Raw genomic sequence first — 18,087 nt, 5'->3', positions numbered from 1 at the left:
TAGCCATGACTAAACCGTTTATCCAAGATCTCGTGAACGATATGACACTAGACGAAAAGATGGCCCAGCTAACCCAGCTCGGTCCTTACTATTGGGGTCTGGATGATACCGTGGATTTAACGGGTCCATTCAAAGAATTGAACATCAAGCCGCAGGTGATGGAGAACATCGGAAGCGTTCTGAACGGCATTGGCGCACGGAATGTCATTGAGCTGCAGACCCGGCATCTGGAATCCAGCCGCCAGAAGATTCCCCTGCTCTTCATGGCGGATGTCATTCACGGCTACCGGACCATCCTGCCGATACCGCTGGCGATGGGCAGCAGCTTCGACCTTGAAGCCATCGAACGCTTCGCTGAAATCGCAGCCAGAGAGAGCGCCGCTGCCGGTATTCATGTCACCTTCTCCCCCATGACTGACCTCGTGCGCGATCCGCGCTGGGGCCGGGTGATGGAGACCTCCGGTGAGGACCCTTACCTGAACGCCCGCGTGACCGAGAGCATGGTCCGGGGCTATCAGGGTACAGACCTGAAGGAGCCGGGGCGGATCGCAGCCTGCGTGAAGCATTTCGCCGGCTACGGCGCGCCTGAAGGCGGCCGTGAATACAACACGGTGGATATGTCCACCGGTGTACTCCGCGAATTCTATCTGCCGGCTTATAAAGCTGCAGTAGATGCCGGTGTCGCCATGGTCATGGCCGCGTTCAATACCATTGACCGTATTCCGGCCAGCGGCAACAGCAAGCTGCTCCGCGGAATTCTGCGGGAGGAATGGGGTTTTGACGGCGTCACTATCGCCGACTTCAACTCTGTCAATGAGCTAGTGCCCCATGGCGCTGCGCAGGATGGCCGCGAAGCTGCCCACAAAAGCCTTGCCGCAGGCCTGGATATCGAGATGATGTCCACCCACTATCTGAACCACGGAGCCGCACTGGTTGAAGAAGGGCTGCTCGATATCAGCCTGATTGACGAAGCGGTCACCCGGGTACTGGAGCTGAAGGATGCCCTCGGGTTGTTCGACAATCCGTTCAAGGATGCCGATCCGGTGGCAGACGAAGCAGATAAGCCCAGCGATGAGCATCTGCTGGCTGCACGGGAACTCGGTGCAAGCTCGGTGGTACTGCTGAAGAACGAGAATGAAGTGCTGCCGCTGAAGCGGGGAATGAAGATCGGTCTGGCCGGTCCATTCGCCACCTCTATTCATGTACTGGGCGGCTGGGCAGGCGCTGAGAAAGATCCGGCCGTATCCCTCTACACCGGCATCACCGGCAAAATTCCGGCAGCAGATATTGTTACCGCAATGACCGGCGAGCTGGGAAGCATGCTGGAGGGTGTCTTCGATGTGGAGGACGCAGCTGAGGAAGCCTTCGAACAGCTGAAAGACTGCGATGTCATTCTAGCCGCTGTCGGCGAGAATCAGCATGACACCGGGGAAGGCGGAAGCAAAGCCAGCCTGCGGCTGTCCGCGAATCAGGAGAAGCTGATCCGGCGTCTGAAGGATACCGGCAAGCCTGTCATCACCATCGTATTCAGCGGCCGTCCGCTGGAGCTTGCGCCAGTGCTTGATGCAAGCGACGCGCTGGTACAAGCCTGGTTCCTGGGCAGCGAGTCGGGGAATTCCATTGCGGATGTGCTGTTCGGCGATTATAATCCGTCCGGACGCCTGTCCATGAGCTTCCCTTACTCTGTGGGACAGATTCCTGTGTATTATAATGCTTATCAGACGGGACGCCCGTATGATCCCCAGTATCCGGATGTGCGTTATGTAACCCGGTATCTGGACATCCCGAATGATCCGCTGTTCTGCTTCGGCTATGGCCTGAGCTACTCCAGCTTTGTTTACAGCAGCTTCATCGTTGAAGCTGCGGCTGATGGCCGGGTTCTCGCCTCCATTGAGGTAGAGAACACTTCGGAGGTTACCGGCAAGGAGACCGTCCAGCTCTATATCCGCGATGTTACGGCAAGTGTGGTCCGTCCCGTGAAGGAACTGAAGGGCTTCAAGCAGGTTACGCTCGCCGCGCATGAGAAGCAGGTTGTAACCTTCGAGATCACCCGCGAGATGCTGATGTTCTACGGCCAGGACGATGAGCTTGTGTTCGAGCCCGGAGACTTCGACATAATGATCGGCCGGAACTCCGGCGATCACGCTACGCAGCGGATCTGGATCGGCTGAGATGCTGCTAATGGCTGCACTCAGCCTTAGGCAGGTGAGTACAGCTTCAGTTAGCTGCATATAGCTTCAGGCAGGTGAGTACAGCTTCAGTTAGCTGCATATAGCTTCAGGCGGGTGCAGCACTGCTTCAGACAGCTGTCTATAACCAGCTAGCTATACACCAGAAAGCCACCTATAGCTGGCGGCACACCAGAAAGCGCCAATCTTCCTCACCTTAGGGTGTAAGAGGATTGGCGCTTTTTTGAATTTTCTATGCGGCTTCTGTAAGTTATGCTCCTGTATGTTATGACCCTGTCAGCAGCTCTATATCCAGCCGGGCAAAGGTATCCTTCCATTCTCTTGAGCAGCCGCTGTCGGTCAGAACCATGGAGATATGTTCCATCGGGGCAATCTGCGCAAAGGTAGTGACCCCGAATTTCGAATGGTCGGCGACCAGAATCGATTCCTCGGCCCGTTCCATCATTTTGCGGGAGATGAGTGCTTCTTCAAGATGATAATCGGTAATTCCTTCCGAGAGTGACAGACCTCCGGCAGAGATAAAAGCCTTATTCACCTTGAACTGGCCCAGCAGCTCATGAGCAGTGATGCCTACAGCCGCCTGATAAGCGGCATTCACCTCACCCCCGGCAAAAATAATCTTTCCCTGAAACTGTTCCAGCGCGCAGTTCAGGACCGGAACCGAGTTGGTAATGACCGTCACATGGGCGCGGTCTGTAAGCTGGCGCATAATCTCAAGTGTGGTCGTCCCGTTGTCGAGGATTACTGTCTCGCCATCCTGAATAAGCGAAGCCGCGAGCCTGCCAATGGCCTGCTTGTCCGTCAGATTCATCTGGGAACGCTTCATGAAGGTGGGTTCATTATTCCCGGAACGAATCCGTACGGCTCCCCCATACACCTTGCGCAGACGCCCTTCCTTCTCCAGCCGGTCGAGATCACGCCGGATCGTCTCTGTGGTTACAGCGAACCGTTCAGCCAAAAAATGCACCTGCACCTTCCCCTCCAGCTCCAGCTGGGAGAGGATGGTCTGCCTGCGTTCTTCATAGGTCAGGGACATGTATGATTCCTCCAGTTATAGTGAACTCGCGTTCGCGAATGCTAATTGCCTTATCCGATTTAGGTTATCCATACGTATATGTAATGTTGTTTTGAGTGTATTGTTGTTGATTTCCTCAGTATATGGACCCGAATCCCACTTGTCAATGCAGCTGCTTTTATCAAAAGATTTCTCTAGTGGACGAGTAAATCTGCTTAGGCTTACGGATCAGAAACTTTAATTCCTTAAATCCTTAATCACTTAATTCTTAATTCCTTAAGTTTCTTACCCCACCATGTTTCCTTGCACTTAGCGTCATTATCTTCTGTTCACACATATGCCTGCTGTTTGCGTACGTATCGAAGGCGGCGATTCATTGAATAGTTGTATTTCGTACAATTAAAAGTTAGCTAAAGCGTGAATTTATTGCGATAAATGTATTCTGTACAACTAAACATAGCGCGTGGCGATCATTCAGGGAATGGCGGGCTATTTAATTGTATAGAGTGCAGTTAAAATGCTCTGGCGCACCGCATCCGGCAACTTTAGTTGTACAAAATACAGTTAAAGCCTGCGAAGCGAGAAAACGCTCTGCTTCAAGCAGGAGTACGGTTCCGCACCGGTCGCACTTCCAATTATAGTTCTACTGCATTTTCTGCAGCAGATACCCCCTAATTCCACCGAATAATAGATTCTGTTGCACTCTGTACACTAGAATTTTGTAAAAGAGGTCTTTTGGAGCGAAATTAGAGGAATCAGATGTATGAAATACAGCAGAATGAGATTTCACGCCGGTTGGAACGAATTCTATTGCAAAAAGTGCAATCTATCCAATTATAGATTGACAGAAACGGATTATCATCCTAAAATCAACATGAAACAACATAATAAAATATAAAACAACACAAAAGCACTTGAACACCTAACGAACTAAATTCATAACTTTATTCAGGCAGAGAGGGGATTTTCACATGAAGCATAAATTATCATTCCGCCAGGATGGAACCTTTACCATCGTACAATTCACCGATCTTCACTGGATGGATGGAAGAGCGGAGGATCAGCGGACGCGGGAGCTTATGGAACGCGTGATGGATGCAGAGCAGCCGGATCTCGTTATTTTCACAGGTGATCTGATCTATACCGGACCTGTCCCGGAAGGAGAGAAGGCATGCGAGCAGCCCAAGCAGGCGTTCCGGGAGGCTGTGTCCGCTATAGAGAAGAGCGGTACTCCGTGGGCCTTCGTCTTCGGCAATCATGATACCGAGCAAGGTGTCTCCTATAGTGAGCTGATGGATATTGCACTAGAGCATCCCCACTGCCTGGCTGAACCAGGTCCGGCAGAGCTGGCCGGTTCTGGGAATTATACGCTTGAGATTGCGGGCACCGGCACCAGGGCGGGCGCCATTCTCTATATGCTGGACACCGGTGCCTACTCCGGGCTTGCGCAGATTCCCGGCTATAACTGGGTCCGGCAAAGCCAGATCCGCTGGCTGACGGAGCAATCAGCCCGGCTGAATCCCCAGGCAGGTGAGGCCAAGCTGCCTGCGCTGGCATTCTTCCATATCCCGCTGCCGGAATATGCCGAGATGTGGTCCACTCAGACCTGCTATGGCCATAAATTCGAGCAGGTCTGTGCTCCAATGCTTAATTCGGGACTCTTCACAGCTATGGTGGAAATGGGCGATGTGGCAGGTACTTTTTGCGGACATGATCATGTTAACGACTTCACCGGCAGCCTGCATGGCATCTGGCTCAGCTATGGCCGGGCCACCGGCTACAATACTTACGGGCGGGAAGGCTTCATGCGGGGTGCACGTGTCATCCGGCTGACTGAGGGTGATAAGCAGTTCGAGACTTGGCTCCGGCTTGAGGATGGCTCGGCTCTGCTGAAACAACCCTCCCATCCCCCTGTACCTGCCGCTGATTCAGAACACTAATCATGTCTTAAGGGGTTGAATTTTAATGCTGCTGCCAATTCTTTTGGTTCTGGCTTCCGGAATGTGTCACGCGGTGTGGAGCATGTTCACCAAAAGAAGCCGGGACAAAAGCATCTTCCTGTGGTCGATCATGATGATCTCTACTATTCTGCTGCTCCCTATCCTAATAACCGAGCTGTGGACTCACCCGCTTACAGCCGGAGCTTATGCCCTGCTGCTGCTGTCTGTAGCGCTGCAGGCCTTATATTCCTGGCTTTTATCCAGAACCTATGAGATGGGTGACTTATCACAGATATATCCGGTGATGCGGGGGACGAGCACGCTGCTCATCCCGCTGATCGGTGTTCTTTTTCTGGGCGAATCGCTGTCTGTCTATGGATGGGCCGGTATTGCCTTCATGCTCGGCGGATTCGCAGTGCTCAGCGGACTGGGCTCCAGAAGCTCATCCGCATCCCTATCTGCATCCACATCCGCCGCCTCCCGGAAATCCGGATATACGCCGATTCTTATGGCGCTCTGCGTGGGACTCTGCACAACCTGCTATGTATTCGTTGATAAGCTGAACCTACAGCATATGTCTCCGCTCGCGTTGCTTGAGGTCACCAATATCGGTTTTGTCGCCGGTCTGACTCCGGCAGTCCTGAAATCGCGCAAGCTGCTGGAGGAGTGGAAGAGCAACAAGTTCACTATCCTGCTGGGAAGCGTGCTGAATCCGGGCTCGTATCTGCTGTTCCTCTTCGCGCTGCAGCAGGCGCCGCTCGCCCATATCAGCCCGTTGCGGGAGATCGGGACCATATTCGCTACATTCCTGGGCATCCTCCTGCTGAAAGAGCAGCAGGGCTTACGGCGGATTCTGTGCTCAGTAGTCATCTTCGGCGGCATTCTGCTTGTCGGGGTATGGGGGTAAAGCAGGCACCCGCCATTTCCCGGCAGGATAACCCCGAAACATGTCGAATAGAGAACGTATGATGAAGACTAACTTACCGAAGCAAACCATGATCCATACTAAAAGCATATTGAATCTCAAGCACGCTCTGTTGCTGCTGTTATATCTGACCCTCCTGATCAGCATACGTCATCTGTGGTTCAACGCGTATGAGGCGCCTGAGCATCCGGAAGCGAAGCAGGGTATCCTGGATATGCGGGGCTGGGACTTCGAGAACTCCCGGTCTGTACGGCTGGATGGTGAATGGGAATTCTATCCCGGCCAATTCCTCACCTATGAGAACTTCGCCGGACACCCCCCGGATGCGCAGCAGGTTGTGCAGGTTCCCGGCGACTGGAGCAGCGGCTTCCCTGAAGAGGGGCACTCCTCCTTCGGCTACGGCACTTACAGGCTGCGTATACTGGTAGACCCGTCGCTGCAGAAGCCTTACGGATTCTGGATTCAGCGTATCCAGGCGGCCTCCAGCATTGAGGTTAACGGACAGACCGAAGGCAGCTTCGGGCAACCGGCCGTGAGCCGCCAGGACTACAAACCTAAGGCTGTTTCCTATACGGCGGCCTATAATGCGGCAGGACAGCAGGAGATCACGCTGCTGGTCCGTGCAGCCAATTACGATCACCCGCTTGAAGGAGGGATTGTCCGCTCCATCCGTTTCGGCTCCCAGGCAGCGGTGGATACGGAACGGATGTATTCTATCGGCTTCCAGATGGTCACTTTTGTGATCATGCTGCTGCATGCGATGTATGCAGGCATCCTGTTCTTTTTCAACCGCCGGCAAAAAGCGTTCCTGGTGTTCTGCCTGCTGCTCCTGGCGGTAGGTGCTTCAATAGTGACCGATAATGATACCTTGCTGCTGCTCTGGCTGCCGATCAACTATACCTGGGCGCTGAAGCTCAAAATGCTGGCTTATCCTGCGATCTCCCTGTTCATGCTGCTGCTGACCCGCAGCTTCTCCGCACAGGAGCGCCCGGGCCGCTTGTTCAAAGGTTACCTCCTTGCCCTGTGCCTCTACACCGTCTATGTACTGGTACTGCCTGCGCAGTATGTTGTATATGCAAGGCCTCTCTTCTCAGTGCTCTACCTGCTTCCGATCGCAGGAGTCGTGTACTCCATTGGCCGAATGGTCGCCCGGCAGGAGCAGGACTCCGTATTTCTGCTGTTTGCCGCCGCGGCTATCGGCTCCAGTGTCCTTGGCGGTTCCTTGGAATCGAACAGCAAGGCAAGTATTCTGTATTATCCGGTAGATGTCATCGTGGCCATCATCGGTTTCTCCGCTTACTGGTTCAAGCGGTATTTCCGCAATGCAGAGGAGAACCTGCTGCTTAACCAGCAGCTGAAGGAAAGCGATCATCTGAAGGATCAGTTCCTGGCGAATACCGCACATGAACTCAGAACACCGCTGCACGGCATCATCAGCATCGCCCAAACCGTAACAGCGAAGGAGAAATCCCTCCTGGATCATCAAAGCTACCAGGATCTGGAGCTGCTTATTACCATCAGCCGCCGGATGTCCCATATGCTGAATGATCTGCTCGATGTGACCCGTCTGCAGGAGAAGCGGATTGTATTACAGCGTGAACCGTTGGCCATCGGGCCGCTCGTAACCGGAATTCTGAATATGTTTGAATTCATGACGGACAGTAAACAGCTGCAGCTGCGTAACGAATTACCCGCTTCCCTGCCGCCCGTCTGGGGTGATGAGAAGCGGATTGTGCAGATTCTCTATAACCTGCTGCGCAATGCCATCAAATACACGCAGGCCGGATCAGTCACGATATCTGCCGAGGTTACAGGCAAAACCGCAAGGATTAGCGTGTCCGATACCGGTATAGGCATCGACAAGGAGACACAAGCGAGGATCTTCTCGCCTTATGAGCAAGGCAGTAAGGGCATCAATGACGGAGGCGGGATCGGGCTCGGCTTAAGCATCAGCAAGCAGCTGGCAGAGCTTCACGGCGGAGACCTTACCGTGGATTCCGAACCCGGGAAGGGGTCCGTGTTCACCTTCACCCTTCCCCTGGCATCTGCTTCTGAGGTCCGGCATGTGCCGGAAGAGGCCGCGGCTGCAAGGATGAATGACAGCCCCGACATGGAAGACCTGCTGCTTGAACAGGGAGGACTGTTATTCCGGCAGTCTGATACCAGCAGTATCACTGCAGTTGCATCACAAGAGATCCCTTCTCTCCCTCAGCTGCAGGACACCTCCATGACAGCCAAGACTCTAATTCTCGCCGTAGATGATGACCCGATCAATCTCAAGGTGCTCGCCAGCATACTTTCGGATGAACAGCATCAGCTGGTCACGGTCACCAGCGCCCAGGAAGCCCTGGAGCTGCTCGGCACCGAACCCTGGGACCTGCTGATCGCCGATGTCATGATGCCGTACATGTCCGGCTACGAGCTAACGCGGATCGCCCGGCAGCGCTTCTCTGTCTCGGAGCTGCCGATCCTGCTGCTCACTGCCCGCAATCAGCCGGTGGATATCTATACAGGGTTCTTATCCGGAGCCAATGATTATGTCGCGAAGCCTGTGGATGCTCTGGAGCTGAAATACCGGGTCCGCTCCCTGACCGGACTGAAGCAGTCTATTAATCAGAGCCTGCGGCTGGAGGCTGCATACCTGCAGGCGCAAATTCAGCCGCACTTCCTGTTCAATACGCTGAACGCACTGCTGGCCTTAAGTGAATTCGATCTCCCGAAGATGCGTGATCTCGGAGAGGCGTTCTCCTCCTATCTGCGAATTAGCTTCGACTATATGAACTCGCAGCAGCGGGTCGGACTGTCCCATGAGCTGGAGCTGGTCGAGTCCTATCTGTTTATTGAGAAGGCCAGGTTTGACGAACGCCTGCAGATCGAATGGGATGTGGAACCGGGGATCGAGCTGCTCCTCCCGCCGCTCACCCTCCAGCCGCTGGTCGAGAATGCGGTCAGACACGGCCTGCTGAGCCGGAAGGCCGGCGGCCTGCTGCATATCCGCATTCACCGCCGGCAGGGGTACACATCATTTGAAGTAGAGGATAACGGCAAAGGGATGCCCGATGAGCAGGTTCGTCATCTGCTGGACGACAGCGGACTCGGCTTGCCTTCCCGCGGCATCGGACTGCTGAATACCAACCGGCGGCTGACACAGCTGTATGGCCAGGGACTGGTCATTCACAGCCAGCTAGGAGCCGGCACCACCGTTTCTTTTGTAATTCCAGAGCGGGTGAATCTGAACTCTTAACACTCAATTTACCAGAATGTATAAGGGCCGTGGATCAGCATTGATCCACGGCCCTTATACGCTTTTAGGACATCAGCTTGTCCCATAGCTGCTGATAAGACTTATACACGTGCGGGTACTTACGCTTCATTTGCCGGATGCCTATACCCTTCCGCGGTGAAGAAATCATAGGCTTTGGCCTGTACGCCCGGGTACATGCCCTTGTCTTTGATCAGCCGGTCGGTTTCCAGGAGCAGCTTACTTCCCCTTGAGCCAGGCTGCGCTGCTGCTGCACAGCCGGATTGCCGGGATCCATATAGTGGGCAAGCTCGGCGAAGAGCAGCGCTTCTTTGTAGGCTCTGTTCTCTGCCAGCTCACGGCTCTCTTCCAGGAGACGGTCCACCGCTGATTCTCTCTGCCCCCTCAGGCAAGGAGCGCAGAGCTCCTTACTGCCCGGAGCAGGACGGATATGTATCAATGAAGAATATACAACCAGCTGAGGTAGTATATAGAAATAACTATTTTGTACCATTGTCCCTGCCACTTATATCCGATATCGTAGGCTATAACACACCTATGGAAGGGGGCAGATGTCACCCCATGCAAGCATCACAGCCTTCATTATCTGCAGGAAATGGCAGTACGCCGAAGACCACACGGTTGAAAGTTATCGATATGGTCCGCGGCATCACCATCCTGCTGGTCGTCGTTGGACATGCCGGCCTGACTCCAGCTGTACTGAACGATATGTTCAGAGATTTCCGCCTCCCGCTGTTCTTCATCGTCTCCGGTTACTTATTCAGCGCCTCCAGGTATTTTGACAACCTTAAGCTATTACTGCGGACCAAGCTCCTGACTCTCGTCCTCCCCTACTTCACAGCCGGGCTGCTGACTTACTGCCTCTGGGCACTCCTGCGGATGCTCGCCAGCGACCATAGTCCGGGTGTTGGCTGGGTCCAGCCGCTGGCCGCCCTCCTCTACGGCAACTATTCCGATGGACTGCTGCTGAACATCCCCATCTGGTTCCTGACCTGCCTGTTCGTCACACAGATCGTCTTCTGCATCACCATGCGCTACATACACACACGTTCCTGGCAGCTCCAGCTCGGAATCATGCTTGCCTTAAGCCTGACCGGCTACGGCCTGGGACGGGTCATCTTCCTGCCCTGGAACATCGATGTGGCCCTCGTGGCCCAGCTCTATGTGTTCATCGGCTATAAGCTGAAGCAGCATCAGGCACTGAGCAATATCCGAATTTTCAATCTGAATACGCTAATCCTGCTGTTCATCTTCCTGGCTGCCGCCTACTTCAACTCCTATGTCGATATGAACAACCGGGTGTACGGCAACCTGCTCCTCTTCTACCTCGCCGGTATCGCCGGAAGCCTGCTCGCCATCAAAGGCACCCAATTGCTGTCCAAGTCCAAATTATTCGCGGCCCTCCTGACCTACATCGGCCAAGAATCCCTGGTCATCCTGATCTTCCATTACGGCGTCTTCATCCTGCTGCTGAACTTCCTCGAACATTATGTGCTGGGGACCTATCTGGGCTGGTTACCGACCACTATAATTGCAGTAGCCGGATCGCTCGCCTTGAACCTGGTGATTCAGAAGGTACCGGTGCTTAGCTTGCTGATTAGCGGGAGGAGGGGGAAGGGTAGTAGACAATCGACCTCTGAGCCCGATGGCAGAAATGCTATTACACTAACGGGTGGATAAACGTACTGATTTTCCTATACAATGAAAAGAAGACCTTGGGTACTCTCACTCACCAAGGTCTTCTATAGATTATTATAGATATATATCTATTCAGAAGGCTCTCTTACATCAGCTTCTTAATCTCATCCAGTGGTAACTCAACGGCTTTGGATACAGCTTCCGGAGTAAATCCATGAAGCAGCAATTTACGGATAATCTCCGCTTGGGCTTCTTCTTTTCCTTTTTCTTTTCCTTCTTCTATTCCTTCTTCGTATCCCCAACGTTTCCAGTGTGGCATCAGCTCCATTATTGCTTCACCTTCCTCCGGGTATTGTTTCATTAATTCTCTTAGAATCTCTTCATCCTGTTCACGATCCGGCTTGAAATACAAATCTGCCACGGACATAATCAGCGCCAGCCGTCCCTGATCCAAATGTGCTTTTAGCTGCATGAACATTCGCAGGAACTCCCCGCGTACTTCTCTCGCTTCTCTTGTAGTATAACCCATTTTGGCTAGTAACGCAGCAGCCACTGCATTATCCGAATTAATAAATTGGCGCCAGTTCTGCTTACGCAGCTCCACCTTTAGAAACTGGAAGCGAAGGATTTGGTGCTCCGGAATACTCATTTCCAAAGTGTCCTGTTCTTCCCTGATCTCGTCTGAAGTAAAAACCGCAATCGGAATAATCAGCTTATGCTCTTTCCGGTAGCGCTCGAACAGACGGCTGAAGTAAATAAACATCCGTTCGTGAAACTGTGTGTCTCTATACGATTGCGGCTCCAGATGGATTAGAATATAACCGTCAAACCCTTTGTAGCGGATCTCCAGCAGCAAATCCAGTTCCCGTGCTTCCTCGCCAACGATGTCCACCAACAATTCCTGCATCAGAAACCGGCTTTCACTGTAATCAAGCATAGAATCCAGCTCAGGAAAAAACAATTCAATAAATTCCTTGAAGAACGTCTCCAGCAGCTTCTTAAAAGCCTCATCATGCGGTATGGATATTTCTATCGCCTCCCGTTTCAAAAAATACAGCTTGTCCCATGTGATTATATTCCATTTTACTGGATTCGTATATGATAAAAAGAACAAATGTTCGCTATAAAAATGTAAATGAACAGCGCAAAACGACGGAAACCATTCAGGTTCCCATCGTCATATGAGCAAGATTTCATTCTCAAAAAGTCTCTATCGTTTCTATACCAATCACGGAGCAATTCCGCTTATGCCGAGCAAAAAGCAATCAAGCCCGCTCACGCACAACCTCTGGAAGAGCTGGCTCCCGCCGCGCCGACGCACTTGCCGACATCAGGCTGGAGAGCTGCTTATAATTCATGGCGAACAGCATACCCAGCGCCGCCTCCATCAGGATGATGAGATCCCTGTTCGGGATCACGAGCGGAATGGCAATTACACCAATGACGATGATCCCCCATGGCAGGAGGTGTTCCAAATACTGCGCGATGAAGCGGTTAAGCCACAGCAAAATATGTATGCCAACATAGGTGCAGATCAGCACCAGCCCCCATATCAGCACAATGTGCAGACGGCCAAGACCCAGCCGGTCAAACGCGAGGATCAGGAACAGATGGGTAAACAGAAACAGCAGCGAATGCCTGCCGACATACAGCAGCGGACTTGCGGGAGCATAGCTTTTGATGCTTCGGAAGAGAGAGAAAGCCCCGAACAGCACAGTCATAGACAACAGCAGATAGGGCATGGACATATTATATTTCACGTAATCCGCCTCACTCACGCCACCGTAACTTACAATCCCCAGCAGTGCGGCGGCAACCAAAGTCAGGATGAGGTTCACCCGGTTACTGGCCCGGTACGCAAAGACTCCCGCCAAGAAAGCAAACAGCCAGGGAAAATACGTAAACCCGACCGTCTCTGTGAACACAACAGATTTAAGCGGAAAGTCCGGCAGCCGGTGCCCGATGAACGAATGTACCGCAAACACGGCCAGTGACAGCAGCAGATACAGATAGAGCGGGGGCTTAAGATATTTTTCCAGCAAATAGACACTGAGGACGCCAAGCGCGATGATCTGGGGAACATCCATGATGCGAAAAGCCTGTACATCCGGTCTCCACATCAGATTGTAGGCGAACCCGATGACTGCGAACAGCACATAGAAGCCGAGCAGGGAACTGAAGCTGCGCCGCTTCACCTGCAACGTAGTAGTCACACCTGAGACCGCGAAGAACAGGACAGGGGCCACACCCGCAACAATCTGGAACACCCGTTCATTGCCGTGGAAGTACAGCGGAATATGCGCAATAATCATCAAAATACAGCTAATCCCCTTAATCGCATCCAAGGAATAATCATATGGCTTCAACCCTTCACCTTCCTCTCCGTTCATATGTATTTCAACTAGAGTATAGAGTGAAATCCAAGATCCGCCATCCCTCCAAAGTGTAGCCTTCCATAACATTTTTGCGTGTATGTGTAAGGTACAGGGAATGAAGTGCACTTGAAGCCAAAAAAATAGAGACCCCTCAGGTCTCGTTAGGTCTCTGTCGTCTCTATATCCCGTTTGCGAAGCAGCTGCCTCCGCTGTTTCCCCCGTTTAATCCACATCCGATTCGCATCATCGCGGTAGAACCGGATCTGTATCCATCGCAAAGGTGTCCATATTTCCCTAAAATGATAATTAGGCATGGTCCATCTCTCCCAGACTATAAATAGATTTGCTTCTAATTATAGACCGGGATACCTAGTTTGTTTGTCGGTTTGTGGGTGGAAGGGCTAGAATATTATGTACTGTATAAAAGAACAACGTTCCCGGTATTCCGGGAACGTTGCTGAGTACGCCGATTAGATTATTGCTGCCTGGTAAGCATCAACCACCACCTAAACCGTGTCCCATAGTTTGAACTAGAATCTGAGTGCTGATGTTTTCTCCGGGCTCAACAGTAACAACAGGTATAATAATTACAATAGCCAGACTACAGGAAGCTAGAAGCTTGAACAATTTTCTTTTCATGTGAGTCCTGCACCTCTCTAATTAGAAGTTTGTATTGCCCTTTCTCTTCTTCATCTGCCAGATGCCGATGCTGCTCGAATAGATCGACACATTTGAGGATATTGCTCTCATCATTGATTCTAGCAGATGATTCCAAACTCTGCAGGATGAATCTTATTCCTTCTTCACGCTTATTATGTAAATAATAGGCTGCCATTTCAGCGAGGAATTGGGTGTGTTGGTCCAACATAACCTGCCGATTGTAATCGCCAAATTCTGTAGAATACGTCCGGTAAGGGATATAGGAAGCAAACCGCTCCAGAATATAATCAACATTCCAATCATAGCGATTAGCCGATGAGATAATATTGTGTAAAGCTATGAATATCTCATCTGGTCGCTCGGAGATATATTCGACATATTCAGAGAGAGCCCCATATTGTCCTGCCATCACCCGATAGAGCAGTCTGTTCGCGGTCCCCCATTCCTGGAACTGAGCTACAGTCCGCTTCGCTTCTTCATTGTCTTCCTGTATCCAGCTTCCATCCATATAGAGGGACACCCAATCTAATGCCGATGGGTAGTCTCCTATTTTCTCAAACACATTTGAGCGGATAAGCTGTGCGTATAGGATGTAGAAGTACAGGGGTTTCTCAGTTTTTCTCTCGTTGTCCTCTCTGCGGTCCGACTGACGCTGGAGATTATAACGAAGAGTCGCTAATTGCAGCATCTCCTTCGCCAGCTCATCCACCTTATGCCACTTATGCATCGAAACATATACATGAGCGAGATGCTTCAACCCGTCCAATTGATCCGCTTCATCCAGCCGGTCCAGGTAACATTCGAATAGATGCGCCGCCTGCAGATTCCGCGTCTGGTCGTCACCAATGGCAATCCGGAACAGACGGTATTGGCATACCGCGAGTCTCTCGGAATTCTGGTACTTCTCACTGGCACTCACATTCTTATACAACAATTCGGCAGCTTGCCACAGCCCCTCTTGAAACAGTCCTTCAGCCACTTCGAACAGCATGGGGGCATAGGTCAGATTCTCTAGCAGATTCTGAACAACCTGTTCAACGCAATCCAGACGGCCTAGCGCAGCTGACCGCACAAGAAACGGCCGCAGACGCCGCCAGGTTGGTGACGAGTAATAGAAACATTCATCCACGTATAAGCTGTAGAAATAGTCCTCCGGCAGATCCATTGCCTTGGTGATTCGCTCCAGATGATCCATAGCAATCGGCTGCTGACCACTAAGTATCCGGCTGAGCGTTCCTGAATTAATTCCGGATTGTCCGGAGAATTGATTAATGGACATTCCCTTCTGCGACAGATATGTCGCCAGTGCATCGCGAATCATAGTTGTAGTAGGGACCACGCAGACACCACCTAACTGGAATCCAAATATTATATATTTCTTTTATAGATGTAATAATATGTCACATTATCCCAATGTTCAATAGTGTAAAATGTTGCAGATTAGTATAATCCGTGAACTGCGGGCAACCTACTTGCCATTTTCACTGGATTTTACTGTGAATAGATTACGATTCCCGGTTATGGCAAAAAAATAGAGACCCTAGTGGTCTCATAAGGTCTCTGTCGTTTCTATTCCCCGTTTACTTAATAGCTGCCGCCGCTGCGATCCCCGCTTAATCCACAGCCGATTCGCATCATCCCGGTAGAACCGGAGCTGTATCCATCGCAAAGGTGTCCATATTTCCCTAAAATGATAATTAGGCATGGTCCATCTCTCCCAGACTATAAATAGATTTGCCTCTAAGTATAGACCGGGATGCACTATTTGTTTGTCATTTTGTGGATGCAGAGGCTAGAATATTATAAGTGATTTTGTCGGAATTGGCTAAAAGCTTAACAATGTATTTTGTACTTCATTACTTTCACTAGGTGCAAAATGACAATTTACAATTTTATTGTTTCACACCAATTTGAACATCTACATAAATAGAGCAACGTTCTCGGTATTCCGGGAACGTTGCTTAGTCTGCGGAATATATTATTGTTGCCCGACAAGCATCAACCGCCACCATAACCGTGCCCCATAGTTTGAATCGACATATGAGTGCTGCTGTTTGCTAGGGGTTAATTGTACTTATAGGTATGCTCCAATTTGAACTTTGTATTGTTCATTCTCTTCTTCATCTGCTTGATTCCGATGCTGTCCAAACAGGTCGACACATTTAATTACATTGCTCTCGTTATTGATTCTAGCAGACGATTCCAAACTTTGCAGGATGAATCTAATCCCTTCTTTGCGCTTGTTATGTAAATAATAGACCGCCAATTCAGCAAGAAATCGGGAGTATTGGTTAGCTATGACTTGTTTGTTGTGAAGAATGCCATACTCTGCAAGATTTGTCCGGTAAGGAATATAGGAAGCAAAACGCTCCAGAATATAATCAACATTCCAATCGTAGCGGTTAGCCGACAAGATAATATTGTATAACGCTATGAATATTTCATCTGGTCGCTCGGAGATATATTCGACATAGTCAGAGAGTCCCTCATATTGTCCTGCCATCACCCGATAGAGCAGACGGTTCGCTATCCCCCACTCCTGGAACTGAGCTACAGTCCGCTTCACTTCTTCATTGTTCTCCTGTATCCAGCTCCCATCCATATAGAGAGATACCCATTCTAATGCTGCATTGTAGTCTCCTAATTCCTCACACACTGTTGAACGGATAAGCTGCGCGTACAGGATATAGAAGTACAGGGGTTTCTCGGTTTTTTTCTCGTTACTTTCTCTACGGTCCGACTGACGCTGGAGATTATAACGAAGAGTCGCTAATTGCAGCATCTCCTTCGCTAGTTCATCCACCTTATGCCACCGATTCATTGAACCATAGACATGACCCAAATGCTTCAACCCGTCCAATTGATCCGCTTCATCCAGCCGGTCCAGGTAACATTCGAAGAGATGTGCCGCCTGCAAATTCTGCGTCTGGTCGTCACCAATGGCGATTCGGAACAGACGGTATTGGCATACCGCGAGTCGCTCGGAATTCTGATACTTCTCACTGGCACTCACATTCTTATACAACAATTCGGCTGCTTGCCACAGTCCCTCTCGAAACAATCCTTCAGCCACTTCGAACAGCATGGGGGCATAGACCAGATTCTCTAGCAGATTCTGAACCACCTGTTCGACGCAATCCAGACGGCCTAGCGCAGCCGACCGCACAAGAAAGGGCCGTAGACGCCGCCAGGTTGGTGACGAGTAATAGAAACATTCATCCACGTATAAGCTGTAGAAATGATCCTCCGGCAGATCCATCGCCTTGGTGATTCGCTCCAGATGGTCCATAGCAATTGGCTGGTGACCACTAAGTATCCGGCTGAGTGTTCCTGAATTAATTCCGGATTGTCCGGAGAATTGATTAATGGACATTCCCTTCTGCGACAGATACATCGCCAGTGCATCGCGAATCATAGTTGTAGTAGGGACCACGCAGACACCACCTAACTGGAATCCAAATATTATATATTTCTTTTATAGATGTAATAATATGTCACATTATCCCAATGTTCAATAGTGTAGAATGTTGCAGATTAGTATAATCCGTGAACTGCGGGCAACCCATTACTGAAAATAGATTACGATTCGCGGTTATGGCAAAAAAATAGAGACCTTAGTGGTCTCGTAAGGTCTCTGTCGTTTCGATATCCCGTTTGCTTAAGAGCCGCCGCCGCCGCGATCCCCGCTTCACCCACAGCCGATCCGCATCATCCCGGTAGAACCGGATCTGTATCCATCGCAAAGGTGTCCACACTTCTTTAAAATAATAATAATAAGGCATGGTACATCTCGCCCAGACTATAAATAGATTTGGTTCTAATTATTGAACGAGAAGCGAATCAATTTACTGTGGAATTGTTGATGCCCGATGAATTGCTTTATGAGTCCATACATAAGGATTATACTGTGCAAGAAGCCGCGGCAATTTACGGAGTCCCCTCTGGGTTTGAACATTTAAAGAAAATTTCTGATTTTGAATTATAGATATATCTGATTGGGAACACTGAGTGAGACATGCTTTTGAAAAAACAGGCTATGGTATGCGACTTCTGTCTCATACCATAGCCTGTTTTATAGAAAAT

At 50.7% G+C, this 18,087-nt stretch carries 12 protein-coding genes; 6 read left to right on the top strand and 6 right to left on the bottom strand.

The features are described from left to right. Positions 1 to 5 precede the first annotated feature (5 nt). Entirely contained in the window at positions 6 to 2,171 is a 2,166-nt protein-coding gene (gene bglX, locus NSU14_RS03445; protein ID WP_340942887.1) for a beta-glucosidase BglX, read from the top strand. Between the two features lie 283 nt (positions 2,172 to 2,454). Here the strand turns inward: bglX and NSU14_RS03440 are convergent, their stop codons facing one another. Further along, positions 2,455 to 3,225, bottom strand: a complete 771-nt coding sequence (locus NSU14_RS03440) for a DeoR/GlpR family DNA-binding transcription regulator (RefSeq protein WP_076247864.1) — start codon at positions 3,223 to 3,225, stop codon at positions 2,455 to 2,457. A gap of 950 nt (positions 3,226 to 4,175) precedes the next feature. On the opposite strand from NSU14_RS03440, the gene NSU14_RS03435 reads away from it, so the two are divergent. From NSU14_RS03435 to NSU14_RS03425, 3 genes are all read left to right on the top strand, one after another. After that, a complete protein-coding gene (locus NSU14_RS03435; RefSeq protein ID WP_340942880.1) occupies positions 4,176 to 5,144 on the top strand; it encodes a metallophosphoesterase family protein in 969 nt (322 codons plus the stop codon). Between the two features lie 25 nt (positions 5,145 to 5,169). Next, entirely contained in the window at positions 5,170 to 6,051 is an 882-nt protein-coding gene (locus NSU14_RS03430) for a DMT family transporter (RefSeq protein WP_076247868.1), read from the top strand. 109 nt (positions 6,052 to 6,160) lie between these two features. After that, on the top strand, positions 6,161 to 9,313 hold the full coding sequence (locus tag NSU14_RS03425) for a hybrid sensor histidine kinase/response regulator (protein WP_340942876.1): 3,153 nt from the start codon (positions 6,161 to 6,163) through the stop codon (positions 9,311 to 9,313). A 211-nt stretch (positions 9,314 to 9,524) separates the two neighbouring features. Here the strand turns inward: NSU14_RS03425 and NSU14_RS03420 are convergent, their stop codons facing one another. Then, positions 9,525 to 9,695, bottom strand: a complete 171-nt coding sequence (locus NSU14_RS03420; RefSeq protein ID WP_179093625.1) for a hypothetical protein — start codon at positions 9,693 to 9,695, stop codon at positions 9,525 to 9,527. A gap of 197 nt (positions 9,696 to 9,892) precedes the next feature. Here NSU14_RS03420 and NSU14_RS03415 point away from each other — a divergent pair, with 197 nt between their 5' ends. Continuing rightward, entirely contained in the window at positions 9,893 to 11,011 is a 1,119-nt protein-coding gene (locus NSU14_RS03415) for an acyltransferase family protein (protein WP_076247870.1), read from the top strand. Between the two features lie 103 nt (positions 11,012 to 11,114). Here the strand turns inward: NSU14_RS03415 and NSU14_RS03410 are convergent, their stop codons facing one another. The 4 genes from NSU14_RS03410 to NSU14_RS03395 form a co-directional block, all read right to left on the bottom strand. Further along, on the bottom strand, positions 11,115 to 12,017 hold the full coding sequence (locus NSU14_RS03410; RefSeq protein ID WP_340942873.1) for an Rpn family recombination-promoting nuclease/putative transposase: 903 nt from the start codon (positions 12,015 to 12,017) through the stop codon (positions 11,115 to 11,117). 217 nt (positions 12,018 to 12,234) lie between these two features. Beyond that, complete coding sequence (locus NSU14_RS03405) at positions 12,235 to 13,335, bottom strand: hypothetical protein (protein WP_340942870.1); 1,101 nt, start codon at positions 13,333 to 13,335, stop codon at positions 12,235 to 12,237. Between the two features lie 610 nt (positions 13,336 to 13,945). Next, the gene (locus NSU14_RS03400; protein WP_339302362.1) at positions 13,946 to 15,343 is read right to left on the bottom strand and encodes a helix-turn-helix domain-containing protein; all 1,398 of its coding nucleotides are present in this window, start codon (positions 15,341 to 15,343) and stop codon (positions 13,946 to 13,948) included. Between the two features lie 735 nt (positions 15,344 to 16,078). Beyond that, positions 16,079 to 17,437 carry a helix-turn-helix domain-containing protein gene (locus tag NSU14_RS03395; RefSeq protein ID WP_340942866.1) on the bottom strand — a complete coding sequence of 453 codons (1,359 nt, stop codon included), beginning with the start codon at positions 17,435 to 17,437 and terminating at the stop codon, positions 16,079 to 16,081. 378 nt (positions 17,438 to 17,815) lie between these two features. On the opposite strand from NSU14_RS03395, the gene NSU14_RS03390 reads away from it, so the two are divergent. Beyond that, on the top strand, positions 17,816 to 17,989 hold the full coding sequence (locus NSU14_RS03390; protein WP_256704050.1) for an ImmA/IrrE family metallo-endopeptidase: 174 nt from the start codon (positions 17,816 to 17,818) through the stop codon (positions 17,987 to 17,989). Positions 17,990 to 18,087: the final 98 nt, after the last annotated feature.

Origin of the sequence: Paenibacillus sp. FSL R10-2771 (genome assembly GCF_038000205.1) — a bacterium.
Taxonomy (GTDB): Bacteria; Bacillota; Bacilli; order Paenibacillales; family Paenibacillaceae; genus Paenibacillus_AQ; species Paenibacillus_AQ phytohabitans.
Note: the sequence above shows the minus strand (reverse complement) of the source record. Positions and strands in the feature narration are given on the sequence as shown.